Annotated in this window: 24 protein-coding genes; 15 read left to right on the forward strand and 9 right to left on the reverse strand. The window is 71.7% G+C overall.

Going from position 1 to position 26,595, the window contains the following annotated elements:
* Positions 1 to 29 precede the first annotated feature (29 nt).
* Positions 30 to 1,496, forward strand: a complete 1,467-nt coding sequence (locus tag ASC77_RS06585; RefSeq protein WP_156390962.1) for an AAA family ATPase — start codon at positions 30 to 32, stop codon at positions 1,494 to 1,496.
* A gap of 6 nt (positions 1,497 to 1,502) precedes the next feature.
* Here ASC77_RS06585 and leuS read toward each other — a convergent pair whose 3' ends face one another.
* Both leuS and ASC77_RS06595 read right to left on the reverse strand, forming a co-directional pair.
* Entirely contained in the window at positions 1,503 to 3,989 is a 2,487-nt protein-coding gene (leuS, locus tag ASC77_RS06590; protein WP_056150280.1) for a leucine--tRNA ligase, read from the reverse strand.
* 161 nt (positions 3,990 to 4,150) lie between these two features.
* Positions 4,151 to 4,777, reverse strand: a complete 627-nt coding sequence (locus ASC77_RS06595; RefSeq protein ID WP_056150282.1) for a TetR/AcrR family transcriptional regulator — start codon at positions 4,775 to 4,777, stop codon at positions 4,151 to 4,153.
* Positions 4,778 to 4,965: 188 nt separating this feature from the next.
* Here ASC77_RS06595 and ASC77_RS06600 point away from each other — a divergent pair, with 188 nt between their 5' ends.
* The 5 genes from ASC77_RS06600 to ASC77_RS06620 all read left to right on the forward strand — a co-directional run bounded on the left by ASC77_RS06600 (position 4,966) and on the right by ASC77_RS06620 (position 9,931).
* Positions 4,966 to 5,763 (forward strand): SDR family NAD(P)-dependent oxidoreductase, encoded by a 798-nt coding sequence (locus tag ASC77_RS06600; RefSeq protein ID WP_056150285.1) that lies wholly within the window; start codon positions 4,966 to 4,968, stop codon positions 5,761 to 5,763.
* A gap of 1 nt (position 5,764) precedes the next feature.
* The gene (locus tag ASC77_RS06605) at positions 5,765 to 6,907 is read left to right on the forward strand and encodes a DUF5938 domain-containing protein (RefSeq protein ID WP_056150287.1); all 1,143 of its coding nucleotides are present in this window, start codon (positions 5,765 to 5,767) and stop codon (positions 6,905 to 6,907) included.
* A 2-nt stretch (positions 6,908 to 6,909) separates the two neighbouring features.
* A complete protein-coding gene (locus tag ASC77_RS06610; protein ID WP_056150289.1) occupies positions 6,910 to 8,448 on the forward strand; it encodes an acyl-CoA synthetase in 1,539 nt (512 codons plus the stop codon).
* 159 nt (positions 8,449 to 8,607) lie between these two features.
* Positions 8,608 to 9,381 (forward strand): SDR family NAD(P)-dependent oxidoreductase, encoded by a 774-nt coding sequence (locus ASC77_RS06615; protein WP_056150455.1) that lies wholly within the window; start codon positions 8,608 to 8,610, stop codon positions 9,379 to 9,381.
* 61 nt (positions 9,382 to 9,442) lie between these two features.
* The gene (locus ASC77_RS06620; RefSeq protein WP_056150291.1) at positions 9,443 to 9,931 is read left to right on the forward strand and encodes a beta-class carbonic anhydrase; all 489 of its coding nucleotides are present in this window, start codon (positions 9,443 to 9,445) and stop codon (positions 9,929 to 9,931) included.
* Between the two features lie 72 nt (positions 9,932 to 10,003).
* Here the strand turns inward: ASC77_RS06620 and phoA are convergent, their stop codons facing one another.
* Positions 10,004 to 11,704 carry an alkaline phosphatase gene (phoA, locus tag ASC77_RS06625; RefSeq protein ID WP_082574535.1) on the reverse strand — a complete coding sequence of 567 codons (1,701 nt, stop codon included), beginning with the start codon at positions 11,702 to 11,704 and terminating at the stop codon, positions 10,004 to 10,006.
* 81 nt (positions 11,705 to 11,785) lie between these two features.
* A complete protein-coding gene (locus ASC77_RS06630; protein WP_056150293.1) occupies positions 11,786 to 12,757 on the reverse strand; it encodes a helix-turn-helix transcriptional regulator in 972 nt (323 codons plus the stop codon).
* A 49-nt stretch (positions 12,758 to 12,806) separates the two neighbouring features.
* Here ASC77_RS06630 and ASC77_RS06635 point away from each other — a divergent pair, with 49 nt between their 5' ends.
* Positions 12,807 to 14,264, forward strand: a complete 1,458-nt coding sequence (locus tag ASC77_RS06635; RefSeq protein ID WP_056150457.1) for a flavin-containing monooxygenase — start codon at positions 12,807 to 12,809, stop codon at positions 14,262 to 14,264.
* On the opposite strand, the gene ASC77_RS06640 is transcribed toward ASC77_RS06635, so the two are convergent.
* Together ASC77_RS06640 and ASC77_RS06645 are read right to left on the reverse strand one after the other, a co-directional pair.
* Positions 14,261 to 14,920: an enoyl-CoA hydratase-related protein gene (locus ASC77_RS06640; RefSeq protein WP_056150295.1), complete on the reverse strand. Its 660-nt coding sequence runs from the start codon at positions 14,918 to 14,920 to the stop codon at positions 14,261 to 14,263. The two genes, ASC77_RS06635 and ASC77_RS06640, sit on opposite strands and share 4 nt — an antisense overlap.
* A gap of 24 nt (positions 14,921 to 14,944) precedes the next feature.
* Entirely contained in the window at positions 14,945 to 15,364 is a 420-nt protein-coding gene (locus ASC77_RS06645; RefSeq protein ID WP_056150297.1) for a VOC family protein, read from the reverse strand.
* Between the two features lie 123 nt (positions 15,365 to 15,487).
* Here ASC77_RS06645 and ASC77_RS06650 point away from each other — a divergent pair, with 123 nt between their 5' ends.
* Genes ASC77_RS06650 through ASC77_RS06670 form a run of 5 tightly spaced genes read left to right on the forward strand, consistent with a single transcriptional unit; the run spans position 15,488 to position 21,046 of the window.
* A complete protein-coding gene (locus ASC77_RS06650; protein ID WP_056150299.1) occupies positions 15,488 to 16,375 on the forward strand; it encodes a hypothetical protein in 888 nt (295 codons plus the stop codon).
* An 11-nt stretch (positions 16,376 to 16,386) separates the two neighbouring features.
* Complete coding sequence (locus tag ASC77_RS06655; protein ID WP_056150301.1) at positions 16,387 to 16,803, forward strand: hypothetical protein; 417 nt, start codon at positions 16,387 to 16,389, stop codon at positions 16,801 to 16,803.
* A complete protein-coding gene (locus ASC77_RS06660) occupies positions 16,803 to 18,185 on the forward strand; it encodes an anaerobic C4-dicarboxylate transporter family protein (protein ID WP_056150302.1) in 1,383 nt (460 codons plus the stop codon). The genes ASC77_RS06655 and ASC77_RS06660 overlap by 1 nt, the downstream gene beginning before the upstream one ends.
* A gap of 27 nt (positions 18,186 to 18,212) precedes the next feature.
* A complete protein-coding gene (locus tag ASC77_RS06665; protein WP_056150304.1) occupies positions 18,213 to 19,568 on the forward strand; it encodes a M20/M25/M40 family metallo-hydrolase in 1,356 nt (451 codons plus the stop codon).
* The gene (locus ASC77_RS06670) at positions 19,565 to 21,046 is read left to right on the forward strand and encodes an MFS transporter (RefSeq protein WP_056150306.1); all 1,482 of its coding nucleotides are present in this window, start codon (positions 19,565 to 19,567) and stop codon (positions 21,044 to 21,046) included. Before ASC77_RS06665 ends, ASC77_RS06670 begins: the two co-directional genes overlap by 4 nt.
* Positions 21,047 to 21,052: 6 nt before the next feature.
* Here the strand turns inward: ASC77_RS06670 and ASC77_RS06675 are convergent, their stop codons facing one another.
* The gene (locus tag ASC77_RS06675; protein WP_056150460.1) at positions 21,053 to 22,714 is read right to left on the reverse strand and encodes an acyl-CoA synthetase; all 1,662 of its coding nucleotides are present in this window, start codon (positions 22,712 to 22,714) and stop codon (positions 21,053 to 21,055) included.
* 110 nt (positions 22,715 to 22,824) lie between these two features.
* Here ASC77_RS06675 and ASC77_RS06680 point away from each other — a divergent pair, with 110 nt between their 5' ends.
* The 3 genes from ASC77_RS06680 to ASC77_RS06690 are packed head-to-tail and all read left to right on the forward strand — an operon-like array spanning position 22,825 to position 25,207.
* Positions 22,825 to 23,256, forward strand: coding sequence for a MarR family winged helix-turn-helix transcriptional regulator (locus tag ASC77_RS06680; protein ID WP_235547520.1), 432 nt, complete (start codon positions 22,825 to 22,827; stop codon positions 23,254 to 23,256).
* Positions 23,253 to 24,647 (forward strand): MFS transporter, encoded by a 1,395-nt coding sequence (locus ASC77_RS06685; RefSeq protein WP_056150310.1) that lies wholly within the window; start codon positions 23,253 to 23,255, stop codon positions 24,645 to 24,647. The genes ASC77_RS06680 and ASC77_RS06685 overlap by 4 nt, the downstream gene beginning before the upstream one ends.
* A complete protein-coding gene (locus ASC77_RS06690) occupies positions 24,647 to 25,207 on the forward strand; it encodes an isochorismatase family protein (RefSeq protein WP_056150311.1) in 561 nt (186 codons plus the stop codon). The genes ASC77_RS06685 and ASC77_RS06690 overlap by 1 nt, the downstream gene beginning before the upstream one ends.
* On the opposite strand, the gene ASC77_RS06695 is transcribed toward ASC77_RS06690, so the two are convergent.
* Together ASC77_RS06695 and ASC77_RS06700 are read right to left on the reverse strand one after the other, a co-directional pair.
* Complete coding sequence (locus ASC77_RS06695; protein WP_056150313.1) at positions 25,208 to 25,963, reverse strand: DinB family protein; 756 nt, start codon at positions 25,961 to 25,963, stop codon at positions 25,208 to 25,210.
* A 47-nt stretch (positions 25,964 to 26,010) separates the two neighbouring features.
* Complete coding sequence (locus ASC77_RS06700; protein ID WP_056150315.1) at positions 26,011 to 26,541, reverse strand: Dps family protein; 531 nt, start codon at positions 26,539 to 26,541, stop codon at positions 26,011 to 26,013.
* Between the last annotated feature and the right edge of the window lie 54 nt (positions 26,542 to 26,595).

Below are 26,595 nucleotides of genomic sequence, written 5' to 3' on the forward strand. Positions count from 1 at the left end.
CGCCCGCCGCTCCCGAGAGTCCGATGCCGATGTCCCCCTCGACCATCATCTTCAGCTCCGACGACGGCGCCCACGTCGACGAGACGCGGCCCGAGCTGTCCGACATCGGACGCTACGGCCGGATGCTCGTCCGCCGCTTCGTGAGCCAGGCGCGTGCCTCCGAGCAGCCGTCCTTCCGCTCGATCATCGGCGACCACCTGGGCATCGACCCCGACGACCTCCCGGTGGTCGAGGAGCGCTGGCCGGCGTACGAGCACGTCAACGTCCAGTCGGCGCTGGACGCCTGGCTCGGCGAGGCCGGGCGCGAGCACCGGATGATCGGCCTCGCCGACTACCGCCACCGCGGCTCCTTCGGGCTGGCCGACCTCCTCGGCCAGTCCGCGATGGAGCGGATGCACGGCCCGCGGCCCGGCAACGTGTCGCGCACCAGCCTGCCGAGCGGACCGGCAGGCGAGACCACCGACTGCGTGCGGGCCGCGGTCGTGCTCGCCACGCTCGGCGACGACCGGCTCGCGCTCCTCTACCGAGGCGCCGACCCCGACAGCGAGATGCGCGGCGTCACCGTCGAGGTCGTCGCGACCCGTCCGGAGCTGGCCACCGAGCTGACTGGCGCGCTGCGCCGGCTGGCGCTCGAGCTCAACGTCTACCGCGGCCAGGTGGTCTCGTTCGGGCACAGCATGTTCGGGGAGCGCTCGTCCCTGCTGCGCTTCCACGAGCGACCGCGGCTGTCCGCCGAGGACCTCATCCTCCCGGCCGACACCTTCGCCGACGTACGTCGCCAGGTCGTCGGCGTCGCGCGCAACAGCACACGGCTGCGCGCGGCCGGCCAGCACCTCAAGCGCGGACTGCTGCTCTACGGGCCGCCCGGCGTCGGCAAGACCCACACCGTCCGCTACCTCGTCAGCGAGCTGGTCGGCACCACGATCGTGGAGCTGACCGGGGAGACGCTCGGTGCGATCCGCGACGCCTGCTCGATCGCCCGGAGCCTGCAGCCGGCGATGATCGTCGTGGAGGACGTCGACCTGATCGCCCAGGAGCGGGACCACTACGGCGGCGAGACGCCGCTGCTCTTCACGCTCCTCAACGAGATGGACGGGCTCGCCGAGGACGCCGACGTGGTGTTCCTGCTGACCACCAACCGGGCCGACCTGCTCGAGCCCGCCCTCGCCTCCCGCCCCGGCCGCGTGGACCAGGCCGTCCACATCGACGTGCCCGACCGCGACGCCCGCCACCGCCTGGTGGAGCTGTACGCCGGCCGGCTCGAGGTGGACCTCGGCCGCATCGAGGACGTGCTCGACCGCACGGACGGCGTCACCGCGTCGTTCCTCAAGGAGCTGCTGCGGCGTGCCGCCGTCGTGGCCGCCGATCGCCAGGACGCCCCCGACGACGACACCGCCCTGGCGGTGTCGGCCGACGACCTCGAGGCAGCCCTGGACGACCTGCTCGACACCCGCAACCAGATGACCCGCGCCGTGCTCGGCTTCCGCGAGGAGTGAGCAGGTTCAGACGACGACGTTGACCAGCTTCGGTGCGCGCACGATCACCTTGCGCACCGGACGGCCGTCGATCGCCCGGACCACGGCCGGGTCGGCCATCGCCAGCTGCTCCAGGTCGGCCTCGGAGATGTCGGGGGCGACGTCCAGGCGGGCCTTGACCTTGCCCTGGATCTGGACGACCGCGACCACCGACTCCTCGACCAGCAGCGCCGGGTCGACGCTCGGCCAGCCGGCGCGCGCGACGGTCGGCTCGTGGCCCAGCCGCTCCCACATCTCCTCCGCGGTGTACGGCGCCACCAGCGACAGCAGGATCGCCACCGCCTCGGTCGCCTCGCGCACGGCCGGGTCCTCGGGACCGCAGCCGGAGTCGATCGCCTTGCGGGTCGCGTTCACCAGCTCCATGACGCGGGCGACCATGACGTTGAAGCGGTAGGCCTCGACCAGCTCGGCCGCGTCGTGCACGGTCCGCGCGGTGACCCGGCGCAGGGCGACGTCGCCGCCCTCCGGCGACGCGCCGACCTCCGACGCGACGTCGCCCGACAGCCGCCAGGCACGCTGCAGGAACCGCAGCGATCCGGCCGGTGACATGTCGGCCCAGTCGATGTCGTCCTCCGGCGGGCCGGCGAAGACCAGGGTCAGGCGTACGGCGTCCACTCCGAACTCCGCAAGTTGGTCCCCCAGACTGACGCCGTTGCCCAGCGACTTGCTCATCTTCTTGCCGCGGTTGATGACGAAGCCCTGGTTCAGCTGCGCGGCGAACGGCTCACCGACCTCCAGCATCCCCATGTCGCGCAGCACCTTGGTGAAGAAGCGCGCGTACAGCAGGTGCAGCACGGCGTGCTCCACGCCGCCCACGTAGATGTCGGCAGGCATCCACGCGTTGGCCTTCGCGACGTCGAACGGCCCGTCGGCGTACGTCGGCGAGCAGTAGCGCAGGAAGTACCACGACGAGTCGACGAAGGTGTCCATCGTGTCGCTGTCGCGCTTCGCCGGACCCCCGCACGTCGGGCACTCGACGTCGACCCAGTCGGAGGCGGCCGCCAGCGGCGACACGCCCTTCGGCTTCAGGTCGGCGCCGCGCAGCTCCGGCAGCTCCAGCGGCAGCTGGTCGTACGGTACGGCGACCTCGCCGTCCTTCTCGCAGTGGATGATCGGGATCGGGACGCCCCAGTAGCGCTGGCGGCTCAGCAGCCAGTCGCGCAGCCGGAAGTTGACCGCGCCCCGGCCGGCGCCCTGCTGCTCCAGGAAGTCGATGGTCGCCCGCTTGGCCTCCGCGACGCCCAGGCCGTTGATGTCCAGGGGCGCCTCGACGCCGGGTGCCGGCGAGTTGATCGCCGGGCCCTCGCCGTGGAAGGCCTCGCCCTCGAAGCCCTCGGGGGTCTGGGTCGTGCGGACGATCTCCAGACCCATGACCGTGGCGAACTCCCAGTCGCGCTGGTCGCCGCCGGGCACGCCCATGACCGCGCCGGTGCCGTAGTCGGCCAGCACGTAGTCGGTCGCCCAGACCGGGATCTGCGTGCCGGTCACCGGGTTGGTCGCGGTGACGCCCAGGTCGACGCCGGTCTTGGGACGGTCGGCGGACAGCCGCTCGATCTCCGTCTCCTTGCGGATCTCCTCGCGGTAGGCCTCGAAGGCCGCGCGCTGCCCGTCGGTCACCAGCTCGGCGGCCAGCGGCGAGTCGACCGCGACGACCATGAACGTGGTGCCGAAGATCGTGTCCGGGCGCGTCGTGTAGACGGTGACCGGCTCGTCGCGGCCCTCGATCGCGAACGAGACGTGCGCGCCCTCGGAGCGGCCGATCCAGTTGCGCTGCGCGGCGACGACCCGCGCCGGCCAGGTCGCCTCCAGGTTGTCCAGCTCGTCCAGCAGCTCCTGGGCGTACTGCGTGATCTTGAAGTACCACTGGGTCAGCTCGCGCTTGGTGACCTCGTGGCCGCACCGCTCGCAGCGGCCGTCGACGACCTGCTCGTTGGCCAGCACCGTCTGGTCGTTGGGGCACCAGTTGACCGGGCTGTTCTTGCGGTAGGCCAGCCCCTGCTCGCGGAACTTCAGGAACAGCCACTGCGTCCAGCGGTAGTACTCCGGGTCGGAGGTGTGCAGCCGGCGCGACCAGTCGAAGGAGATGCCGTAGCGCTTGAACGACTCGTACTGCGTCTCGATGTTGGCGTAGGTGTAGGTCGCGGGGTGCTCGTCGTTGCGGATCGCGGCGTTCTCGGCCGGCAGGCCGAAGGAGTCCCACCCCATCGGGTTCAGGACCTCGAAGCCCTGCTGCCACCAGTAGCGTGCGATGACGTCGTGCAGCGCGGTGACCTCGGCGTGACCCATGTGCAGGTCACCGCTCGGGTAGGGGAACATCGTCAGCGCGTACTTCTTCTCGCGCGGCGAGTCGTCGTCAGCGCGGAACGGCTCCAGCCGCTCCCACACCGGCAGCCACTTGTCCTGGACGGCGCGTACGTCGTACGTCGCCGGCTCGTCGTGCTCCTGCTCGCTCATCTCGTCTCTCTCCACGAACGTCTCGATCCTGCTCGACTGTGCTGTTCCGGCCCGAGGCACAAAAAAACCCCTCGGGCGTGAGGGGTGGCCGCACTGAGTAGGTGATCAGTGCGGCTGGCTAAGGAGCAGGGTCCTGCGCATGCGCCCAGGGTACCCGAACGTCAGGCCGGGGCCGGCGTCAACATCAGCGGCATCAGCTCGTGGACCTGGGCCGCCATCGCCTCGGCGGCGTCGGCAGTGCCCGTGAGGTGGCCGAGCAGGGCCTGCTGGAACAGCCCGTCGAGCACGCCGTACGCCGCGTGCGGGGTCATCACGGTCGGCCGGCCGGACAGCTCGGCGTACTTGCTGACCACCCGCCAGATCATGTCCTCGAGCGTCGCGTCGATCATCAGGACGGCCTCGCGGAGCTTGTCCTCGAACATGCTCTGGGTGCGGAGGTCGTACCAGAGCCGGTGCATCGGCGCCTCGTCGAGCAGGGTCTCGACCAGCTTGGCGGCGAACGCGTCGAGCAGGCCCTCCGCGGTCGTCGAGTCCTCCACGACCGCGTCGTAGCGGGTCACGCAGCGCGCCTTGTAGTAGCGGACGCAGTAGATGATCAGCTCGAACTTGTCGGCGAAGTAGTAGTGGACGACGCCGTGGCTGAACTCGGAGTTGTTGGCGATCTCGCGCAGGCTCGTGCGCGCGTAGCCGAGCTCACCGAGGGTCTGCAGGGCGGACTCCGCGAGCTGGTTGCGCCGCTCGTCGTACTTGTCCGCGGGCGCGCGTCGCGCCTCCTTGGTGCCTGCCACCGCTCGCCTCCTCTGCCGCCGTCCGGCCCTGGTCGGGCGTCACTGTACGCGACCCCCGCGGACCTCCGTCACCGATCTTGACGAGTGTCCAGAATTGTCTGGACGAATGTCCAACAAAGTCTTGACAGTCGTCAAGGGATCGGGCCTACGTTGTGACGGCCACCACTTCCATCCCCGAGGAGAGCTCCATGACCGCACTCGATCTCACCGGCCGCACGGCCCTCGTCACCGGAGGCGCCCAGGGCCTCGGCGAGGGCATGGCGCAGGCGCTGGCTGCGGCCGGCGCACGCGTCGTCGTCGCCGACCTGCAGGACGACCTCGGCGCGAAGGTCGCCGACTCGCTCGACGGCGACGGCCACGGCTTCGTGCACCTCGACGTCACCGACGAGAGCAGCTGGGAGAACGCGGTCACTGCTGCGGCCCAGGACTTCGGCGGCCTCGACGTCCTCGTCAACAACGCCGGGGTCGAGATCAGCAGCCTGATCGTGGACGTGGACCCGAAGGACATCCGCACGATGCTGGAGGTCAACGTCCTCGGCACCGCGCTCGGTCTCAAGTGGGGGCTGCGCGCGATGCGCCCCGACGGCGTCGCCGGCCAGGGCGGCAGCATCATCAACATCTCCTCGGTGGCCGCCACGATCGCCTTCCCCGGCATCCCGATCTACTCCGCCACCAAGTCGGCCGTCGACCGGATGACCCGGGTGGCGGCGATGGAGGCCGGCAAGCTCGGGTACGGCGTCCGCGTCAACTGCATCTACCCCGGCCTCGTCCCCACCGCGATGGGCCAGGGGCTCGCGGTCGACATGGCGAAGCTCGGGCTCTTCGGCTCCCCGGAGGAGGCCGTGGGCGCCGTCGTCGAGCTGACGCCGTCCGGGCGCCTCGGCGAGGTCGCCGACATGGCCGACGCCGTGGTGTTCCTCGCCTCCGACAGCGCCCGCTTCGTCAACGGCGTCGGCCTCCCGGTCGACGGCGGGATGGGGATGTGAGATGAGCGAGCCCAGCACCTCCTCCCGGAAGGTCGTCGTCTACGGCGCCTCCGGCTACACCGGCCGACTGATCTGCGAGTACCTCCGCGAGTACCACGTCCCGTTCATCGCTGCCGGCCGTGACGAGGGCCGGCTGAAGAGCTCGATGGAGTCGAGCGTCGCCGGCATCGAGACCGCCGACTACGAGGTCGTCGCGTGCGACGGAAGTCCCGAGGCGTTGGCCGACCTGCTCGACGGAGCCTCGGTCGTCCTCAACACCGTGGGGCCGTTCAGCCAGCTCGGACCGGCCGTCGTCGAGGCAGCGCTGGCCGCGGGCGTCCACTACACCGACACCACGGGCGAGCAGGACTGGCTGATCACGTGCGACGAGCAGTACGGCGCGGCGTACGCCGAGAAGGGGCTGCTGCTCGCCCCCGGGATCGCGCAGATGTACACGACCGGTGAGATCGCCGCCGAGATCGCACTCGAGAGGCCCGGCCTCGACACGCTCGACATCGCGGTGTTCTGGGGTGGCAGCCCCACCGTGGCGTCGACGCTGACCATCCTGGTCAACGCGGCGCTGGCCGGCGCGTACTACCTCGAGCAGAACCAGTACGCCCCCTGGGACCCGGACGCCGGTCTCTACCAGCTCGCCATCCCGGGCCAGCACGAGCTCGCGCTGGCCCTGCCGTGGGGCGGCACGTCGCACCCGGTCTGGTACCGACGCGACCCCCGCGTCGCCAACTGCAAGGTGCTCGGCGGCGTCTTCAACAAGCCGTTGATGCTCGGGGTGCCGCAGATCGTGGCGGCCGCCGTCGAGGCGACCAAGGACATGGAGCCGGACGAGAAGTACGCCGCGCTGACCGCCACCGCCTCGCAGGTGATGAGCCAGATGCCCCCGCGCGAGAACCCGCGCGTCAACAAGTCGATGGACTCCGTGCACGCCTCCGGCCCGCTGGGGCGCGCGCACGTCGTCATCCACGGCAACCAGAACTACAAGCAGACCGGCGCGCTGCAGGCCTACGCGGCGTACTCGCTGCTGCAGCAGCCGCCGAGGCGGGTCGGCTTCGCGTCCGGGTGCCAGGCGTTCGGGCACCGCGAGCTCCTGGGAGTGCTGCGCAGCTTCGGTCTCGTCTCCGACCCGGTCGTCACCCTCGAGGGCTGACCGTGCGACTCGTCGACTACCTGGACAAGGGTGCGTCCCTCGGACCGGACGCACCCTGCCTGACGACCGACGGCGAGACGTGGTCGTACGCCGAGGTGCAGGAGCTCAGCGGCCGGATCGCGGCGGCGCTCGTCGAGGGCGGCGTACGCCCCGGCGACAAGGTCGCGATCCTGTCGGCCAACGACCCGCTCGCGTTCACCTGCGTGTTCGGGATCAGCCGCGCGGCTGCCGTCTGGTGCCCGATCAACCCGCGCAACGAGGCCGCCGAGAACCAGGAGCTCCTCGAGCTCTTCGAGTGCGTCACCTTGTTCTTCCAGGAGCGGTTCGCCCCGCTCGTGCAGCAGATCCGTGGTGACCTCCCCCAGCTCACCACCCTGGTCTGCCTCGACGGCCCGCCTCCTGAGGGAGTCCCCGGCGCGCTGTCGTGGGAGGACTTCGTGGCCGGCCACGTCATCGACATCCCCCCTGTCGATGACGTGGCCATGATCGTGGGGACCGGAGGCACGACCGGCCGACCCAAGGGGGTGATGCTGACCGGCACGAACCTGGAGACGATGACGGCCATCACCCTGATGAGCTACCCGTTCGAGGGTCGGCCGGTCTACCTCGCGCTCGCGCCACTCACCCACGCGGCAGGGGTGCTCTGCTTCCCGGTCCTCGCCCTCGGCGGCGAGGTCGTGGTGATGCGCTCCCCCGACGTCGGCGGCTTCCTCGAGCTCGTCGAGCGGCACCACGTCACGCACACGTTCCTGCCGCCGACGCTGATCTACATGGTGCTCGCGCACGAGGCGCTGGACACGACGGACCTGTCGTCGCTGCAGTGCTTCTGGTACGGCGCGGCCCCGATGTCGGCGACCCGGCTCGAGGAGGCGCTGGTGCGCATCGGGCCGGTCATGGGCCAGCTCTTCGGCCAGACCGAGGCGCCGATGATGATCTCGACGCTGCCACCGCGCGACCACTTCCGGCCCGACGGCAGCATCGCCCACGAGCGGCTGTCATCAGCGGGGCGACCGGCCCCGCTGGTGACGGTCTCCATCATGGGCGAGGAGGGCGCCCTGCTGGCTCGCGGCGAGCGCGGTGAGATCGTCGTGCGCAGCTCGCTGGTGATGGCCGGCTACCACCGCAACCCGGAGGCGACCGCCGAGGCGTCGGCGTACGGCTGGCACCACACGGGCGACATCGGCTACCTCGACGACGACGGCTTCCTGCACATCGTCGACCGGGCCAAGGACATGGTCATCACCGGCGGCTTCAACGTCTACTCGACCGAGGTCGAGCAGGCGCTGATGGCGCACCCGGACGTCCAGGACTGTGCCGTGATCGGGCTGCCCGACGAGAAGTGGGGCGAGCGGGTCGTCGCCGTGCTCCAGCTGCGGCCGGGGGCGCGCGTCGAGCCGGCCGAGGTCACCGCCTTCGTGAAGGAGCGCATCGGCAGCGTCAAGGCGCCCAAGCAGGTCGAGGTGTGGCCCGACCTCCCCCGGTCGAAGGTGGGCAAGGTGCTCAAGTCCGACATCCGGGCGTCGCTGTCGGCGTCGGCCTGAGGGGCGGCCTGCGGGGCGGTCTGCGGGCCGCGGCCCACCGATTGGTGACCAAACCGCAGATGGGAACGCTCCCGATCTGCGCTTGGTGACCAAACGTCGCGCCCGGTCGCGCCCGGCCGCCCGGACGCAGACGCGGAACGGTCCGGCATGATCGGCGCCATGACTGACGCACGCACCGTCCCCGACCTGTTCCGGCTCGACGGCAAGGTGGCGATCGTGACCGGGGCCTCCAGCGGGCTGGGGGTCGCGTTCGCCCAGGGACTGGCCGAGGCCGGCGCCGACCTCGTCCTCGGCGCGCGGCGGGTGGACCGGCTCGCCGACACGGCGAAGCTGGTCGAGGCGGCGGGACGCCGCGCGCTCACGGTCGCGACCGACGTCGCCGACCCGGACTCGTGCAGCAACCTGGTCGCGCTGGCGATGGAGGAGTTCGGGCGGGTCGACGTGCTGGTCAACAACGCGGGCATCGGTACGGCGGCGCCGGCGACCCGCGAGGCTCCCGAGGAGTTCCGCAAGGTGATCGACGTGAACCTCAACGGCTGCTACTGGATGGCCCAGGCCTGCGGCCGGGTGATGCAGCCGGGCTCCAGCATCATCAACATCAGCTCGGTGCTCGGCCTGACGACCGCGGGACTCCCCCAGGCGGCGTACGCCTCCTCGAAGGCGGGCCTGATCGGGATGACGCGCGACCTGGCCCAGCAGTGGACCGGGCGCAAGGGCATCCGGGTCAACGCGATCGCGCCCGGCTTCTTCGCCTCCGAGATGACCGAGCAGTACCCGCCCGGCTACCTCGAGTCGCAGCAGGCGCGCATCCCGGCCGGCCGCAAGGGCGACCCGGCCGAGCTCGCCGCCGCGGTCCTGTTCCTCGCCTCGGACGCCGGGGGCTACGTCACCGGTCAGACCCTCGCGGTCGACGGCGGCATGACCATCACGTGACTAACTGTTGTTTCTCTACTGATTTGATCTAGATTGGAACCTCCGCACCCTAGGAGGCCCCATGTCCGTGACCGATCAGCTCCTCGAGAACAACGAGAAGTTCGCCGCCGACTTCCACGGCCCGCTCCCCCTCCCGCCGGCCAAGCACGTCGCCGTGCTCGCGTGCATGGACGCCCGCATCAACGTCTACGCCGCCCTCGGCCTGGAGGACGGCGAGGCACACGTGATCCGCAACGCCGGCGGCGTCGTCACCGACGACGAGATCCGTTCGCTCGCGATCAGCCAGCGTCTGCTCGGCACCCGCGAGGTCGTGCTGATCCACCACACGGACTGCGGGATGCTCACCTTCACCGACGACGAGTTCAACGCCGCACTGCTGGAGGACACCGGCTTCCGGCCCTCCTGGGCGGCCGAGGCGTTCGACGACCTGGACGACGACGTCCGGTCCTCGATCACGCGGATCAAGGCGAGCCCGTTCGTGCCCTACACCGACTCCGTGCGCGGCTTCGTCTTCGACGTCGCGAGCGGCCGGCTGCGCGAGGTCGTCTGAACCCCGTACGGGACGTCACGCGGTCGGAGCATGGGGGCACCGACCGCGTGACGTCCGCGATGGCCTGCCGGGTCAGCGGTGGCGCTGCTTCTTCGGCTTGATCACCTTCACGGTGTCCTTGGCGACCTTGCCGGACTGGGCCCCGGTGACGCTCACCTGGTAGGTGCCGACCTTCGTGGGCCTGATGGTCAGCTGCAGCATCCCGCCCGACAGGTCACGGGTCGTGCTCTGCCCGGCCGGGCCGGTGACCTTCACGGTGGCGCGGCGGTCACCGTAGAACCTGCTGGCCGTGACCAGCACCTTCTGGCCCGGCTTCACCTTCGCGGGCGAGGCCGAGACCTTGGCCTTGTCGCTGGCGTGCGCCGGGTCGTCGGCCAGGCCGAGCGCGTTGCGGATCGTGAAGTACAGGTCCGTCTGGTCGGTCAGGCCGACGATGTTCGCGGCACCCGGTCCGAAGCCCGCGATCCGCAGCTGCGAGCCGGTGTGCTGCTGCGAGCTGCCGGTCGAGGTGCCGTAGTTGATCGCCATCGGCGCGCCGTCGGCGGTCGTGAGGGCGACCGTCTTGCCCGGCGAGGAGCTGCCGACCTCGATGATCTGGCTGGTGTGCGCGTGGTCAGCGGTCACGAAGACGCTCGTGTTGCCGGCCTTCTTGGCGTAGGCCAGCGCGACCTGGACGGCCTCGTCGAGGTCGACGACCTCACCGATCTGGCCGCAGGCGTCCGACGCGTGGTCCTGCTTGTCGATGCTCGCGCCCTCGACCTGGAGGAAGAACCCGTCCGGGTTGTCGAGCAGCTTGATCGCCTTGTCGGTCATCTCGGCCAGCGTCGGCTGGGTCGCCGGACGGGCCGGGTTGGCCGTGCAGGTGGCCGGCGGCAGCGCGGCGCCGCCGTCGGTCGCGGCCGGGCCGACCCAGCGGACCGGCAGGTTGCCGGGCGCGAAGAGGCCGAGCAGCGGCTTCGTCTGGTCGGCCTTCGTGACCGCCGCCAGGCCCGCCTTGTCGGTCACCGTGGCGTAGCCACGCGCCGCGGCCTGCTGGGCGAGCGTCTGACCGGCGTACGTCCCGGCGGTCGCGGTCTCCGCGAACGTCGTCGCACCGCCACCGAGGGTGACGTCCGGGCGGGTGTCGAGCAGCTGCTCGGTGATGGAGCCGAGGCCGCCGTTCTCCTTGGCCGCCTCGGGGCAGGTGGTGGTCGTCTTGACCGGGCCGTAGCAGGAGCGCTGCGAGATGTGCGAGACCTGGACGGCCGGGGTGGCGTCCTGCAGCTCGGAGGTGGTGACGTCGCCGGTCTTGAGCCCGTTCGCCTTCGCGAGCTCGAGCAGCGTCTGCTGCGCAGCGCCGGCGAGGTTGACCGAGATCGCGTTGTCGTAGGTCTTGGTGCCGGTCGACCAGGCGGAGCCGGTCGCGGCGGAGTCGGGCACGTAGTCGGGCAGCCCGGTCGTCTTGTCGAGCGAGTACGTCGTGTACTGGCCGGTCAGCGGGAGCGCATCGATCCCGGCGAAGCGGCCGGCCGCGCCCTGGGCGTAGTTGCGGGCGGAGGTGATCTCCGAGTCGCCCATCCCGTCGCCGATGAGGAGGATGACGTTGCGGGCCTGACCGTCGACGACGGCCTTGCGTACGGCGTCAGTGCGGTCGCCCGCGTTGCGGGTCGCGCCGCCGTGGTCACTGAGGGAGTCCGGGGAGGTGCCGGCGGAGGCGAGCGTGCCGGTCACCGAGACCGCGAGGGCTGCGAGGCCGGCCACGACGAGCCAGGGCCTGGAGGTGCGTGCGTGCATGCGTCGAAGATCCTTCCGAGTCAGGTTGTCCCCTCGACCCGACCACGCGCCGGTGAACGAGGCGTTGCGCCGCGGTGGCGCTCAGGTGGTGCCGCGGCGTCGCCCTCGCCCGCCCGGGGTCTCCCCCGTCCAGCGGCGGTGCGCCGCGATGAAGCTCGTCGCCTCGGCGTACCCCAGCCGCAGCCCGACCTCCTCGACGGACAGCCGCCCGGTGCCGAGCAGCTCCGCGGCCATCGACCCACGCACCTCGTCGAGCAGCAGCTGGTAGCTGGTGCCCTCGGCCGTCAGCCGGCGACGCAGGGTCCGTTCGCTGACCCCGACGGCAGCGGCCACGGTGACCATCGGGGCGCCGCTCGGCAGCCGCTGGGTGACCAGCACCCGCACTTGGCCGGCGAAGCCCGGCAGCTCGCGGCGGCGCTCCACCACGTCGCGGCACGCCGCCTCGCACGACGCGAGCGTCGAGGCGTCGGAGTGGGACAGCGGCCGGTCCAGCAGGGCGACGTCGAAGGACAGCACCCGCGACGTCCCCGCACCCCGGCCGCTGCTGACGCGCAACCCGGCGATCTCGACGAGCACCGCCCGGATGGCGGCGGCGTCGCGCTCGACGAGGAAGCGGCGTACGTCGGCAGGCAGGCCCGCCCCGTCGACCACGACGTCCACGCGGTCCCCGTCGAGCTCGACCCGCGGGATCGCGAAGGTGTGGCTGAGGTCGAGGAAGCGCAGCGCCACGTTCATCGCCTCGTGCACGGTGCGGCTCGCGAGCAGCGCATAGCCCAGGGCACCGAACGTCGCCGCACGGTAGCGCCGACCCACGTCCGACCCGACCTCACCGAGCCGGGCCCGCAGGTTGCGCACGACCCGCAGCTCCTGCGCAGCGGTCACCTCCGTCACGGCGACCACGTCGGCGACGCTCAGCCCGGACCCCGCCAGCGCGACCTCGTCGGGGACGCCCTGCTCGCGGCCGTGCTCGACCAGCAGCGTCACCCCGGCGACCGCGCGCGGGAAGTCCCAGTCGCGGACGGCGGCGTCCTCGAACGCGATCCCCGGCGGCATGGCCGAAATTATGGATCACGCCGACCTGCCGGTCCCCTACGGTCGGCACATGGGTCCTCGCGTGGTCGTGATCGGTGCCGGGTTCGGCGGGCTGGGTGCCGCCCACGCGCTGCGCGAGGCGGGCGTCGACGACGTCACGATCCTCGAGCGCGCCGACGCGGTCGGCGGCGTCTGGCGCGACAACACCTACCCGGGCGCCGCGTGCGACGTGCCCTCGCCGCTCTACTCCTGGTCCTGGGCGACCAACCCGGACTGGTCACGCCGCTACTCGCCCCAGCCCGAGATCCTCGACTACATCGAGCGCACGGCGGCGGCCGACGGTCTGCTCGAGCGGGTGCGCACCGGCACCACCGTGACCGGGCTGACCTGGGACGGCTGCTGGCGGGTGGCGACCAGCACGGGCACGTACGACGCCGACCTGGTCGTCGCCGCCGTCGGCCAGCTGTCCGAGCCGGTCGTGCCGGCGATCCCCGGCGCGGACACCTTCGCCGGCCCGACCTTCCACTCCGCCCAGTGGCGCCACGACGTCGACCTCGCGGGGCAGCGGGTCGCGGTGATCGGCACGGGTGCCAGCGCCGTGCAGCTCGTGCCGGGCATCGTCGACGAGGTCGGCGCGATGACGGTCTTCCAGCGCTCGGCGCCGTACGTCGTCCTGCGCCCCGACCGGCTCTACTCCCGGCTGCACCACAGGCTCTTCCACCGCTTCCCCGGCGCGCTCGGCTTCGAGCGGCGCGCGACGTACGAGCTCACCGAGCTGTTCAACCGTGCGCTCGAGGGGACCTCGCGGGTCACGAGGCCACTGCTGGCCGCGATCCGGGCGGTCTGGCGGCTGCACCTGCGCCGCCAGGTCCGCGACCCCGAGCTGCGCCGGCGCCTGGTGCCGGGCTACCCGCTCGGCTGCAAGCGACTGCTGTTCTCCAACGACTGGTACCCGGCCCTCAGTCGCGACCACGTCGAGGTCGTCAGCGACCGGGTGACCGAGATCGTGCCGGAGGGCGTGCGCACCGCGGACGGCCGGGTCCACGAGGCCGACGTGCTCATCTGGGGCACGGGCTTCGCAGCGACCGACTACCTCGGCACCATCGACGTCCGCGGCGTCGGCGGGGTGTCGCTCCGCGACGCGTGGGCCGGCGGTGCCCGCGCGCACCTCGGTCTCACGGTGCCCGGCTTCCCCAACCTCTTCTGCGTCTACGGCCCCAACACCAACCTCGGCGGCAGCTCGATCATCCAGATGCTCGAGGCCCAGGCGAGCTGGATCGCGCAGGTCGCCCGGCGGATCTCGGCCGGGGACGCCCGCGCCGTCGCCGTACGACGTGAGGTGTGGGACGCCTACGACGACGAGATGCAGTCCCGGCTCGGCTCGGGCATATGGTCGCGGTGCGACAGCTGGTACCGCGACGGGCGCCGGATCACCACCAACTGGCCCGGCCAGGTCGCCGAGTACCAGCGCCGGCTGGCCTCCGTGGACTGGTCGGAGCTGGAGGAGGTCGGCCAGGAGGTCAGCTAGCGGCCCTCGCGCAGGGCGGCGACGACCTCGGCGTACATCCTGGCCTTGATCGTCGCGAGCGTGCCGCGGTCCTTGCCGGCCAGGTCGCGGACCCGGTCGCCCGCGGCCCGGGCGAGGTCCTCGACCGGTGCGATGGCGTCCACGATGCCTGCGGCGCAGGCGTCGTCGGCGCCGTAGCGGCGACCGGTCGTCATCGACTCGACGGCGGCCTGCGGGGTCAGCTTCGCCAGGATCAGCGCGTTCATCCCGGGCGTGAACGGGATGTGGATGTCGACCTCGGGGAAGCAGAAGTAGCCGCGTTCAGTGCGCATCACCCGGAAGTCGTGGGCCATGGCGAGCATCGCTCCGGCGCCGAACGCGTGACCGTTGAGGGCCGCGACGGTCGGCACCGGCAGGGTGAGCATCCGCTCGAAGAGCGCGTGCACCCGACCGACGTACGCGCCCAGCTCGTCAGGGTGCGCACCGAGCCAGTCCAGGTCGAGGCCGTTCGTGTAGAACTTGCCGCCGCCGACGGTCACCAGCGCGGCTGGCTCGGTGCCGGCGGCGAGGTCGTCGAGGAATCCCTCGACGGTGGTCAGCCACTCGGGTGAGAAGCGGTTCTCGTCGTCCCCGAGGTCGATCGTCCAGAGTGGACCGTCCAGCGTCAGCGTCGGCATGGCACTACTAGAGCATGCGGCGACTCAGCCCTCCGCGGCACCCGAGATGTTGACCATCCAGCCCACGCCGTACCGGTCCTCGAGGTCACCGAACCAGTCGCCCCACGGAGCCTTCTCCAACGGCACGTTGACGGTGCCGCCCGTCGCGAGGGCGTCGAACCAGCCGCGCAGGGTGTCGACGTCGTCGCCGCTGAGCGCGTGGCGCCCGTTGTGGAGGTCGCCCTCCATGTGGCTCGGGACGTCGGAGCCCATCAGCTGCACGGTGTCGGAGACCGACAGGGCTGAGTGCATCACCTGGTCGACCTCGTCGTCGGGCATGCCCATGCCGCCCTGGTCCGCGAAGGTCATGATCTCGAGCTGTCCGCCGAAGACGGACTGGTAGAAGGTCATCGCCTCGCGAGCCTGTCCGCGGAAGGCGAGGTAGGGGTTGAGCTGGGTGGACATGGCGGCTCCTTCGTGGGTGGTTGCGATGGTTGACCGAGGCCGTGGCGCGAACTCATCGACGCGGCGGAACCACCCGCTGCCGGGTGGTGTCGACCACCCCCGATCGTGGCTACGTTCCGCGGCATGGACAAGCGGTACGCCGCTGCTGTCGCCCTTCTCGTCCTCGGAGCGACCGCTGGATGTGGCGGGAGCGGCGACGGCGGCATCGCCCTGCCGACTCCGACGCGGTCGCTCACGATCGAGCCGACGCGCAGCCTCTCTCCGACGGCCTCCCCGCGGCCGTCCGAGACCGTGAGCGAGACGCCCAGCGAGGCACCGAGCGAGACGGGGAGCGCGCCGAGCGAGACGGGGAGCGCGCCGAGCGAGACGGGGAGCGCACCGACGGCACGCCCGTCCAGGACGGCCGCCCCGACCGCGACCGTCACGGCCACGGCCACGGCGACCGCGACCGCGACGGCAACCGCAACGGAGACCGCGACCGCAACGGTGACACCCACACCGAGCCCTACCCCGACGCCCACGGCGACGCCCACGACGACACCGGCCTCGGCGTCGCCGAGCGCCGAGAGCGACGGCACCGACGCCGGCAGCGACGACACCAGCGGTCTGCCCACCTGGGCGTGGGTCCTGCTCGCCCTGATCGCACTGGCCGGCACGATCGCGGCTCCGCTGGTCATGCGGCACCGCCGTCGTTCGGCGTGGACCGATGACATGGCCGCCGCCCGGGACGAGACCGCCTGGTTCGCCCGCACTCTCGTCCCAGCACTCCGCCAGGACCTCACCTCCTGGACCGATGCCGCGGTGGCCCGAGTCGTCGCGACCGAGGACCGGCTGACGGTGCTGGCGGAGGGTGCGCCCGACGACCGGGCCCGCCTCGAGGCCGTGGGCCTGCGGGACGCGGTGCGTGACTCGAGGGCGCAGGTCGTGGCCGTGACGGAGACCCCCGAGTCGGCGCGAGAGCGTCTCGACGCCGTCCAGGACCGGTTGGAAGGGGCGCTGAGGGAGACATGACAGGACCGAGGATGAGGCGGTCGGCACCGGTCGTCGCGCTCGTCCTCCTCGGCAGCGTGCTCGCCGGGTGCAGCCAGGCGAAGGTCGAGGCCGACGGCGATCTCTGCGCGCAGTACCGCGAGCTCGACGCCCGGGTCGCTTCGCTCGCCGCCGTGGATCCCGACACCGTGACGGCCGACGAGCTGAGGGAGCAGGCCGAGGCCGCGCAGCAGCAGCTGGACGCCTTCCAGGCGACGACGGAGGGCCGCCTCGACACCGCGATCTCGGCACTGCGGTCCGCGGTGAACGATCTCGCGGTCTCGGCCGCCGCGGCGACGCAGGAGGCCCTGGACACGGCCCGACCTGCGATCGAGGACGCGCTCGACGACGTGGACGAGGCGTGGGCACGCGTCGGATCGCTCGCAGACACCTACTGCCAGGAGGCGTGATGAGTACCGACAACGTGAAGCTGGTGCTCGAGGCGCTGGTCGTGCTCGGCTGCATCGTGATGGGCACCCGCGCCGGCGGGGTGGGGGTCGGGCTCTGGGGTGGCCTCGGCACGGCCGTGCTGGTCTTCGTCTTCGGTGAGCCGCCGGGCGAGCCGCCCGCCGCGGCGATGGCCATCATCCTCGCCGTCGTCACCACGGCGGCCCTGATGCAGGCGGCCGGCGGCATCGACTGGATGGTGGCGATGGCGGCCCGCGTCATCGAGAAGCGGCCTCACCAGATCACGCTCATCGCGCCGCTAACGGCGTTCGTGTTCTCCATCGGTGCCGGGACGAGCAACATCATCTACCCGCTCCTGCCGGTCATCTACGACGTGTCCTACCGCAACCACATCCGGCCGTCCCGACCGCTGACGGTCACGGTCGTGCAGTCCGGCATGGCGCTGGCCGCCTCGCCGGTCTCCGCGGCCATGGCCGCGATGCTGACGCTGACCGATGTCGCGCCGTACAACCTGGGCCTGACGCAGATCCTCGCCATCACCGTGCCCGCCTGCGTCGTCGGCATCATCGCCACGTCCCTGGTCGTCAACCGGATGTGGGCGGACCTCGACGACGACCCGGACGTCCAGGCCCGGATCGCCTCCGGCGAGCTCGCTGCGCCCGGCTCCCCTGCCCCGTCCGAGGTCTTCGACGGCGCACCGCCCGCGTCGACCGCTCTGACCTACACGGCCGCCGGTCGCAACTCGGCGCTGGCCTTCTTCGCCGGCGTCCTCGTGATCGTGTTCTTCGGGCTGTTCCCCGACCTGCGACCGTCGTTCCCGGTCGAGGGCGGGGAGTCGGTCTCGATCGACATGACCACCACGATCGTGATGGTCATGTTCACCGTGGGCGTCGTGATCCTCTTCCTGGGCAGGCCGAACGTCGCCGAGGTCCCGGACCAGTCGGTCTTCAAGGCCGGCATGATCTCGGCGATCGCCCTCTTCGGGATCGCGTGGCTCACCGCGACCTTCATCTCCGCGCACGAGGAGCAGATCATCGACACGATCGGCGGCTGGGTCACCGACTGGAAGGTGCTCTTCGCGCTCGCGGTCTTCCTGGTGGCGGCACTGACGACCAGCCAGTCGACCGCGACCCGCACGATCGTGCCGATCGGCCTCGCCGCCGGCCTGTCCCCCGGCCTGGTCACCGGGATGTGGGCCGGCGCCCTGAGCGGCGTCTACACGCTGCCCGCCAACGGCACCCAGATCGCCGCGGCGAACTTCGACCACAGCGGCACCACCAAGCTCGGCACCAAGCTGATCGACCACAGCTTCTTCGTGCCCATGCTGATCATGACCGTCGTCACCGTCGCCGTCGGCGCGGCCATCGGCGCACTCGTCGCCTGAAACTGCGAGAGACCCAGGAGCACCCCGATGGACCTGCAGGAGATCGAGACCAGGGCCGCGGCCATGATGCCGTCGCTGCTCACCCAGCTCGAGCAGCTGGTCGCCGTCCCGTCGGTGGCGTTCCCCGGCTATCCCGCGGAGCCCGTGCACGAGATGTCCCGGACCACGCTCGAGGCCTTCCGCGAGGTCGGGTTCACCGACGCTCGCCTGATGGAGGTGCCGTCGGGCTACCCGCCCATCTTCGGCGAGGCACGCGGGCCGGAGGGGTCGCCGGTGGTGATGCTCTACGCGCACTACGACGTGCAGCCGGCCCCTCCCGAGCAGGGCTGGACCTCCGATCCCTGGACGGCGACCCGCAAGGACGACGGCCGGATCTACGGCCGGGGCGCGGCCGACGACAAGGGTGGCCTGGTCGCGCACCTCGGCACGATGCGCGTCTTCGACGGGCAGCCGCCGTGCACGGTCAAGCTCATCCTCGAGGGGATGGAGGAGACCGAGAGCAACCTCGAGGCGTTCGTCGAGGCGCACCCCGACCTCTTCCAGTGCGACGTCTTCATCGTGTGCGACATGGGCAACCTCGAGGCCGACGAACCGGTGCTCACGACCGCCCTGCGCGGCGACGTCGCCTGCGTCGTCACCGTGCGCACCCTCGAGCACCCGCTGCACTCCGGCGTCTTCGGCGGGCCGGCTCCCGACGCGATGATGGCGCTCGCGCGGCTGCTGTCGACGCTGCACGACGACGACGGCAACGTCGCGGTCGAGGGCGTCTCGCGCGGCGAGTGGACCGGCGCGGACCTGAGCGCCGCCGACTTCGAGGCGAGCGCGGACCTGCTCGACGGCGTCCGCCTCGCCGGCACCGGCTCGATCGGCACGCGGCTCTGGTCGCAGCCCTCGATCTCGGCGATCGGCGTGGACATGACGAGCATCGCAGGGTCGTCGAACGTGCTGGTTCCGGAGGCGCGGGCGAAGCTGTCGATGCGGATCGTGCCGGGATCGGACCCGGTCCGCGAGCTCGACGCCCTGGTGGCCCACCTCGAGGCCCACGTCCCGTACGGCGCGCAGCTCGACGTGCAGCGGACCAAGCAGGCGCCGCCGTTCCGCTGCGCGACCGACGGTCCCGGGTACGACGCGGCGCGGGTCGCGCTCCAGGAGGCCTACGGCAAGCCCGTCGGCGAGGCCGGCTCCGGCGGGTCGATCCCGCTGCTGCGCACCCTCCAGGAGGCCTGCCCGACCGCCGAGTTCATCCTGTGGGGCCCCGAGGACGTGGCGCTGTCCCGGATCCACTCGTCCGACGAGAGCGTCGACCCCAGCGAGATCGAGAAGATGGTCGTCGCCCAGTCGCGGCTGCTGGTCCACCTCGGTGAGGGTGCGGCTCCGCGATGACCGACCGGCACACGGGGGTGCTGCTGGCCACCTGCATCTCGACCCTGGTGGTCAACGCGAACACCTCGGCGGTCGCGATCCTGCTCCCCGCGATCAGCGAGGACACGGGCATGTCGGTCGACACGCTCCAGTGGGCGGTCACCGGCTACTCGCTCGTCGGCGCCGCCGTGATCATCACCTCCGGGTCGCTCGGCGACGTGTTCGGCCGCCGGCGCGTCTTCCAGCTCGGGCTCCTGCTCTTCGTCGCCTCGTGCGTGCTGATCGCGCTCGGCGACTCCGGCGGGACGGTCATCGCCGGGCGGATGATCCAGGGCGCGGCGGGCGCCACGATCCTGGCGTGTGGCATGAGCCTGCTGACCGTCGCGTACAGCGGCCAGGAGCAGGTGCGGGCCGTGACGCTGTGGGGCGCCGCGGCCGCCGTCGGGGCAGCCGCCGGGCCGCTCGTCGGGGGCGTGCTCGTGGACACCACTGGGTGGCAGGGCCTCTTCTGGATCGACGCCGCAGTCGCCGTCGGGTGCATCGCCCTCACCGCCGCGACGGTCGCAGAGTCGCGGGACGCGGATCGACCACGCTCGGTCGACTACCTCGGGACCGTGCTGGTCGCACTGACGCTCGGACCGCTCATCCTCGCGCTGAGCAAGGGCAGCGACTGGGGCTGGGTCTCGGTCGCGACGATCGGCTGCGTCGTGGTCGCGGTCCTCGCGGGCGTCGGGTTCGTCGCCGTCGAGCGCCGGGTCGCCCAGCCGCTGCTCGACCTCGGGCTGCTGCGCAACCGCGTGCTCGTGGGGTCCACCGTCGCGATCCTGATCGGGGCCGGCACCATCAACGCCCTGATGTACGTGCTCAGCCTCTACTTCCAGGACCCGAGCGCGCTCGACTTCAGCCCGCTCGAGGCCGGCCTCGCGACCCTGCCGGCCACCGTCGGACTCGTCGTGTCCGCGCCGCTGGTGCCTCGCCTGGCCGCGCGGATCGGAGGGCGGCAGGTCGTCGGGATCGGCTTCCTCGCCACGGCGGTGGGGTTCGCCTGGATCGGCTTCGCGGACGCGTCCTGGCAGTACGGCGCGTTCTTCCTGCCGCTGGTGGCGGCGGCCGTCGGCATGGGCCTGTCCAACGGCCCGTCGTCGGCCGCGGCGACGGCCGCCGTACCGGCCAACCAGGTCGGTGAGGCGTCCGGCGTCTCCAACATGGCGCGCTACGTCGGCGCCGCCGTGGCGACCGCCCTCGCCGCCACGCTGTACAGCAGCGTCACGGCCGACCGGATCGCCGACGGCGAGGCCCGGGACGTCGCGCTGGCGGCGGGCCTGACGACGACGGCGTGGGTGATGGCCGCGATCAGCCTCGCGGGCGTCGCGATGGCCGTCGTGATGGGTCGGCACCGGCAGGCGCGCGGCACCCTCGCCGACGCCGCGGCCGCTGCGGCGTCGTCGGCGCACACGCTGCCCACCTCGGCCACCGCGACGGTCACGACCAACGCCTGAGCGGGCTCAGGCCGACGGCACCGCCTGCGACTTCGCCCACCGGTAGTCCGCCTTGCCGGACGGCGAGCGCTGCACGGCCGGCACCCGGACGATCGCCTTGGGGAGCTTGTAGCGCGCGATGTGGCGGCCGGCCTCGGCGAGCAGCTCCTCGTCGGTGACCTCCGCGTCGTCCTCGAGCTGGACGATCGCCACGACCTCGTTGCCCCACCGCTCGGAGGGCCGGCCCGCGACCACGACGTCGCGGACCCCGCGGTGCGCGGCCACGGCGCGCTCGACCTCCTCGGCGAAGATCTTCTCGCCGCCGGAGTTGATGGTGACGCTGTCGCGGCCGAGCAGCCGGATCCGCCCGTCGTCGAGGATGCTGGCCCGGTCGCCGGGCACCGACCAGCGGAGGCCGTCGACGAGCGGGAAGGTGCGCGCGGACTTCTCGGGGTCGCCGAGGTAGCCCAGCGGGACGAACCCACGGCGGGCCAGCCAGCCGCCGGACTCCCCCGCCTCGAGCTGTCGGGTGAGCAGGTCGTCGAGCACCCAGGTGTCGGGACGCGGCGTGAACACCATCGCCTCCTCCTCGAGGCCCTTCATCGTCATCTGGCTCATCTGCAGCCCGGACTCGGACGACCCGGCCGAGTCGAGCACCATCACGTGCGGCAGTGCCTCGAAGATCCGGTCCCGCACGGACGGCGTCAGCGCGGCACCGCCGTTGCCGAAGCTGACCAGGCCCGAGAGGTCGTAGCTGCCCTGCTCGACCTCCTCGATGATCGGCTTCGCGATCGCGTCGCCGACCGTCACGATGTTGAGGACCCGCTCGCGCGCGGCGAGCTCGAGGACGTTGACGGCGTCGAGGCTGTGCACGTCGTCGGGGATCACGATCTTGCCGCCCGAGGTGATGCCGTGGAACCCGGACCACTGGGCGGCGCCGTGCATGAACGGCGGCACCATCAGCATCGCCAGCCCACCGTTGGCGTTGCGGGCGTAGTCCGCGATCGCGTCGTACGACGGATAGGGCTCAGTCTCCCCGAACGGCGTGCCGCCCATGGTCGAGACGTAGATGTCGTGGTGCTTCCAGAGCACGCCCTTCGGCATGCCGGTCGTGCCGCCGGTGTAGAGCAGGTAGAGGTCCTCGCCGCTCGGCGTCGGCATCCCGCCTGCGGGCTCCGGGGTGGCGAGAGCGTCGTCGTACCAGACGGCGCCGGGCAGCAGGTCGTGGCCGGACTCGTCCGGCACCTGCACGAGCACCGACAGCTCGGGCAGCTGGTCGCGCACGGCGGCGACGACCGGCGCGAACTCCGAGTGGAAGACGAGTGCCTTCGTGCCGGCGTCGCCGAGGAGGTAGACCAGCTCCTCCTCGACGTAGCGGTAGTTGACGTTGAACGCGCCGACACGGGCGCGGAACGCGCCGAGCATCGCCTCGAGGTACTCGTTGCCGTTGCGCAGGTAGATGCCGGCGTGGTCCTGGCCCGACTCGTGGTTGGCGAGCTCGGAGCGCTCCGCGCGGACACCGAGCCCGCGGTCGACGAAGAACCGGGCGATGCCGTCGATGCGGGCGTCCATCTCGGCGTACGTGATCCGGCGGTCGCGCCAGATCAGCACCTCCTGGTCCGGCACGGCACGCGCGACGGCGCCGAACACCGTCGCCAGGTTGAAGCCATCGGGACCAGGACCGGACATCGCGACCACCCTCGCTAGAACAGGTTCTTGTTCTGCGGATGCTAGCGGGTCGGATGTGACGGCGACCATCGTCGCTTGATCAGGCAACTTGATCAGGTAGCCTGATGATTATGGCAACCTCCCCCGACCGGGTGGCCCGCGAGCTCCAGGCGAGCCTCGGGCTCCTCTTCCGACGTCTCCGCCAGGTGCGCGTCGTCGCCGAGCTGAGCCAGCCGGAGAGCACCGCACTCGCCAGCCTGGTCCGCAACGCGCCCGCCACCTCCGCCGACCTGGCGCGGGTCGAGGCGATCAGCGCCCAGTCGATGCACGCCACGATCACTGCGCTCGAGCGTCGCGGCTTCGTACGTCGCATTGCGGACGCCGCGGACGGACGCCGGATGCTGATCGAGCTCACCGATGCGGGACGGGCGATGGCCGGACGCAAGCGGGACGCGCGGGCCGAGCAGTTCGCCACCGCACTGGGTGAGCATTTCACCGCCGAGGAGCGGGCGACCCTCCACGCCGCCGCACCCCTCCTGGAGCGGCTCGCGAAGGCGCTGTGACCACGCAGACGACTCGGACGACCTTTGATCGGCGCCTCATCGCGCCGATGGTGCTCGGCTCCGTCCTCAACCCCGTCAACTCGTCGATCATCGCGATCTCGCTGGTACCGATCGGACGGGCGTTCGACGCGCCGCCGTCGCAGACCGCGTGGCTGGTCTCGGCGCTCTACCTCGCCACCGCCGTCGGACAGCCGGTCGTCGGCCGGCTCATCGACCTGCTCGGACCCCGCCGGCTCTACCTGGTCGCGGCGGCGATGGTCGGGGTGGCCGGCGTCATCGGCCTGGTCGCGCAGGACCTGTGGGTACTCGTCCTGGCGCGCGTCGTCCTCGGCTTCGGCACCTGCGCGGGCTACCCCGCGGCGATGCACCTGATCCGCAGCGAGGCGGTGCGCACCGGCGAGGACAGTCCTGCCGGGGTGCTCACGATCCTGGCGGTCGCGAGCCAGACCGTCGCCGTGATCGGCCCGACGCTCGGCGGCTTCCTCATCGGCGTCGGCGGCTGGCGGGCCACCTTCGCTGTCAACATCCCGCTGGCGATCGCCTGCCTGTGGCTCGGCAGTCGGCGGCTCCCCCGCCACGACCGGCTGGGGGACGAGCGCGCACCGGAGGACAGCGGCTTCGACCTGGCCGGCGCCGCGCTCTTCACGAGCACCCTGCTCGCGCTGCTGTTCTTCCTGATGGAGCCCGACACGACCGTGCTCCCGCTGCTGGGCGTCGCCGTCGTCGCGGCGGTCGCGTTCGGACTGGTCGAGGCGCGGGTGCGGGCGCCGTTCATCGACGTGCGCGTGCTGCGGGGCAACCTGCCGCTGGTCACGACCTACGTGCGCGGCCTGCTCACCGCGACGGTGAGCTACTCCTTCCTCTACGGCTTCACCCAGTGGTTGCAGGAGGGACGAGGCCTCGACCCGTCGGCCGTCGGGCTCGTCCTCATCCCGATGTTCGGCACCGGGATCGTCGTGTCGACGCTCACGGGTAGGCGGCCCGAGATCCGCGGCAAGCTCGTCGTGGGCGCGGTCCTGCAGGTGACCGCGTGTGCGGTCGTGCTGCTGCTCGACGCGGGCAGCGCCGTGTGGGCCCTCGTTGCACTGACGCTGCTGCTCGGCGTCCCACAGGGACTGCTCGGGCTGGGCAACCAGAACGCCGTCTACCACCAGGCCGACCCCGTGCGGATCGCGTCGTCGGCCGGCCTGCTGCGGACCTCGATGTATCTCGGCGCCATCGTGGCGTCGGCGGCCACCGGCGTCTTCCTGCACGACGGCGCGACGACCGACGGCGTGCACCACCTGGCCGTCTTCATGCTCGTCGCGTCCTGCCTGATGCTCCTCACCACTCTCGCCGACCGGTCACTGGCCGGCATCGGCCGCACCGCCCCCGACTCCCAGGAGAGCTAATGCCCCTCACCACCCTCGAACCCACCGCCGCACTCGTGGTCATCGATCTCCAGCAGGGCATCGTCGCGCTGCCCACCGCTCATCCGACGGGACCGGTCGTGGAGCGGTCGGCCGCGCTCGCGCGGGCCTTCCGGGCACGCGGGCTGCCGGTCGTCCTGGTGAACGTCACCGGCCGGGCGCCGGGTCGCACCGACGCCCAGCAGGGCGCGGCCGCCCCGGCCGCCTTCCCGGACGGGTGCGCCGACCTCGTCGAGGAGCTCGCGGCGACCGAGGACGACGTCCTGGTCACCAAGGAGCGCGTGGGCGCGTTCATCGGGACCGCGTTGCACGCCGAGCTGACCCGGCGCGGCGTCACGCAGGTGGTGCTGACCGGCATCGCGACGGGCAGCGGCGTGGAGGCGACGGCCCGCTCGGCCTACGACCACGGCTACGACGTCGTGCTCGTCACCGACGCGATGACCGACCGGTCCGCCGAGGTGCACGACCACTGCGTCCGCACGGTCTTCCCGCGGCTGGGCGAGACGACGACCACGACCGAGGTACTGGCCGCCCTGGACTGATCAGGCGGAGCGGAGTCGCTCCTCCAGGACGGCGAGGTCGCGCTCGGCGAAGCGCCGGTGGTCCCACTCCTCGTTGAGGATCGCGCCGAGGCAGCGGCGTACGGCGTAGCTGTCGGTCGGCGGGTAGGCCGCGCCGGGCACGGGCTCGGTCGTGCCGGCGAGCCGCTCGTCGGTCAGCTCGGCGATCTGCTGGCCGACGACCGCCATCCGCTCGGCCCGCACGGCGAGCACCTCGTCGAGCGTGGGGCGGGCGTCGAGGTCGCGCGGCACGATGCCGGTCGGGTCGTCCATCTCCGAGTGCGGCAGCCCGAGCGGGTGGAAGGGTGCCGGGTCGCCGAGCAGCGCGCACAGAACCCACGCATCCGTCGCCATGACGAGGTGGCGCAGCGTCTCGATGAAGGACCACTCACCGTCGACCCGCTCGTGCAACAGCTCGGGTGGCAGCCGGCGGGCGCGGTCGACGGCCTCGGCCCACCGCTGCTCGACGACCGGCCACGCGACCCGGAAGCCGTCCGCGTCCGTCGGGCGCATCAGCACCCGCTCCGGGTCGAGACGGTCCATCTCGGCCGCGACGTAGGGCGCCACGTCGACGCCGTTGACGACCAGCTCGCCGAAGTCGCCGTCGAGCTCGAGCCGGTCCGCCCACCCGCCCCGGATCAGGACGCCGCTGAGGTTGACGTCGCCGAACCGGCTCCCGCTGAGGTCCACGACGTGGAAGCGGGAGCCGGTCAGGTCACGTTCGATGAAGTCCGCCATGGCGGCAGCCTGTCACCGCCCACCGACAGCGGCCCAGCGGCGAACGGTCAGCGGAGGATCGGGCGGGGCAGGCTCGCGTTGGCGACCCGGTTCTCGGAGTCGATCATCCAGGCGAGCTGCTCGAGACGCTCGATGATCGCGTGCAGGATGTCGGCCGTGGTGGGGTCCTCGGCGTCGACGTCGTCGTGGATCCGGCGGGCGGTGCCGGTCACGGCGTAGATGCTCGCGACGATGAGGTCGACGGTCTGCGCCGTGTTGACCTCGCCGGCCGGGAACTCCGGCAGGCTCGACCTCTCGGCGACCGTCGCGGAGCGTCCGTCGGGGATCACGTAGACGGCCCGCATCCGCTCGGCGACCTGGTCGGAGAACTCCCGGGCCGCGTCGACGACCTCGTCGAGCGCCAGGTGCAGGTCGCGGAAGTTGAGGCCGACGACGTTCCAGTGCGCCTGCTTGCCGACCAGGTGCAGGTCGATCAGGTCCACGGAGAGCTGCTGGAGGTGGGTGGCCAGCCGCTCCGAGGCGGTGAACGGCGGGGTGGCGGTGTGCGTGGTCTGCTCGGTGTGCAGCAGGTCGCTCATGGGGGATGTTCCTTCCGTCGGGATCACCATCACCCAACCACCTTTTCTTGAACG

Origin of the sequence: Nocardioides sp. Root1257 (assembly GCF_001425175.1) — a bacterium.
Lineage (GTDB): Bacteria > Actinomycetota > Actinomycetes > Propionibacteriales > Nocardioidaceae > Nocardioides.

Coding starts and splice junctions, on each gene's coding strand:
- ASC77_RS06645 (WP_056150297.1), bottom strand. CDS start 15,364: ATGTCCACCCAGCTCAACCCCTACCTCGCCTTCCGCGGACAGGCTCGC.
- ASC77_RS06640 (WP_056150295.1), bottom strand. CDS start 14,920: ATGCCGACGCTGACGCTGGACGGTCCACTCTGGACGATCGACCTCGGG.
- ASC77_RS06600 (WP_056150285.1), top strand. CDS start 4,966: ATGACCGCACTCGATCTCACCGGCCGCACGGCCCTCGTCACCGGAGGC.
- ASC77_RS06615 (WP_056150455.1), top strand. CDS start 8,608: ATGACTGACGCACGCACCGTCCCCGACCTGTTCCGGCTCGACGGCAAG.
- ASC77_RS06670 (WP_056150306.1), top strand. CDS start 19,565: ATGACCGACCGGCACACGGGGGTGCTGCTGGCCACCTGCATCTCGACC.
- ASC77_RS06650 (WP_056150299.1), top strand. CDS start 15,488: ATGGACAAGCGGTACGCCGCTGCTGTCGCCCTTCTCGTCCTCGGAGCG.
- ASC77_RS06605 (WP_056150287.1), top strand. CDS start 5,765: ATGAGCGAGCCCAGCACCTCCTCCCGGAAGGTCGTCGTCTACGGCGCC.
- ASC77_RS06635 (WP_056150457.1), top strand. CDS start 12,807: ATGGGTCCTCGCGTGGTCGTGATCGGTGCCGGGTTCGGCGGGCTGGGT.
- ASC77_RS06620 (WP_056150291.1), top strand. CDS start 9,443: ATGTCCGTGACCGATCAGCTCCTCGAGAACAACGAGAAGTTCGCCGCC.
- leuS (WP_056150280.1), bottom strand. CDS start 3,989: ATGAGCGAGCAGGAGCACGACGAGCCGGCGACGTACGACGTACGCGCC.
- ASC77_RS06655 (WP_056150301.1), top strand. CDS start 16,387: ATGAGGCGGTCGGCACCGGTCGTCGCGCTCGTCCTCCTCGGCAGCGTG.
- ASC77_RS06660 (WP_056150302.1), top strand. CDS start 16,803: ATGAGTACCGACAACGTGAAGCTGGTGCTCGAGGCGCTGGTCGTGCTC.
- phoA (WP_082574535.1), bottom strand. CDS start 11,704: ATGCACGCACGCACCTCCAGGCCCTGGCTCGTCGTGGCCGGCCTCGCA.
- ASC77_RS06680 (WP_235547520.1), top strand. CDS start 22,825: ATGGCAACCTCCCCCGACCGGGTGGCCCGCGAGCTCCAGGCGAGCCTC.
- ASC77_RS06690 (WP_056150311.1), top strand. CDS start 24,647: ATGCCCCTCACCACCCTCGAACCCACCGCCGCACTCGTGGTCATCGAT.
- ASC77_RS06665 (WP_056150304.1), top strand. CDS start 18,213: ATGGACCTGCAGGAGATCGAGACCAGGGCCGCGGCCATGATGCCGTCG.
- ASC77_RS06630 (WP_056150293.1), bottom strand. CDS start 12,757: ATGCCGCCGGGGATCGCGTTCGAGGACGCCGCCGTCCGCGACTGGGAC.
- ASC77_RS06585 (WP_156390962.1), top strand. CDS start 30: ATGTCCCCCTCGACCATCATCTTCAGCTCCGACGACGGCGCCCACGTC.
- ASC77_RS06695 (WP_056150313.1), bottom strand. CDS start 25,963: ATGGCGGACTTCATCGAACGTGACCTGACCGGCTCCCGCTTCCACGTC.
- ASC77_RS06675 (WP_056150460.1), bottom strand. CDS start 22,714: ATGTCCGGTCCTGGTCCCGATGGCTTCAACCTGGCGACGGTGTTCGGC.
- ASC77_RS06700 (WP_056150315.1), bottom strand. CDS start 26,541: ATGAGCGACCTGCTGCACACCGAGCAGACCACGCACACCGCCACCCCG.